Origin of the sequence: Corallococcus sp. CA041A (assembly GCF_003612075.1) — a bacterium.
Classification (GTDB): domain Bacteria; phylum Myxococcota; class Myxococcia; order Myxococcales; family Myxococcaceae; genus Corallococcus; species Corallococcus exiguus.
Genome location: NZ_RAWF01000612.1, coordinates 1 through 477, shown reverse-complemented (window position 1 = coordinate 477; position 477 = coordinate 1). Strand labels below are relative to the sequence as shown.

1 pseudogene is annotated in these 477 nt (G+C 66.7%); it reads right to left on the bottom strand.

From position 1 onward, the window contains the following. A pseudogene (locus tag D7V77_RS42460) lies at positions 1-477 on the bottom strand (preprotein translocase subunit SecA); the annotation flags it as partial.

Sequence of the window (477 nt, the reverse complement as noted above, 5' to 3'; positions counted from 1 at the left end):
ACCTTGCGCTGCGCCTTTTCGATCTGGCGGCTGACCAGGCGGTCCTCGATGACGTCGTCTTCCTTCATGCCCATCATGCGCATGGCCTTCTGCACCCAGTCGGAGGCGAAGATGCGCATCAGGTTGTCTTCCAGCGACAGATAGAAGCGCGACGAACCGGGGTCGCCCTGACGGCCAGCACGGCCGCGCAACTGGTTGTCGATCCGGCGCGACTCGTGGCGCTCGGTGCCGACGATGTGCAGGCCGCCGGCCGCCTTCACTGCCTCGTGGCGCTTCTGCCATTCGGCCTTGACCGCTGCCTTCTGCTCGTCGGTCGCGTCCTCGCCCAGGGCGTGGATCTCGGCTTCCAGCGAACCACCCAGCACGATGTCGGTACCGCGGCCGGCCATGTTGGTGGCGATGGTCACTGCGCCCGGGCGGCCAGCGTTGGCGACGATGGTCGCTTCGCGGTCATGCTGCTTGGCGTTGAGCACTTCG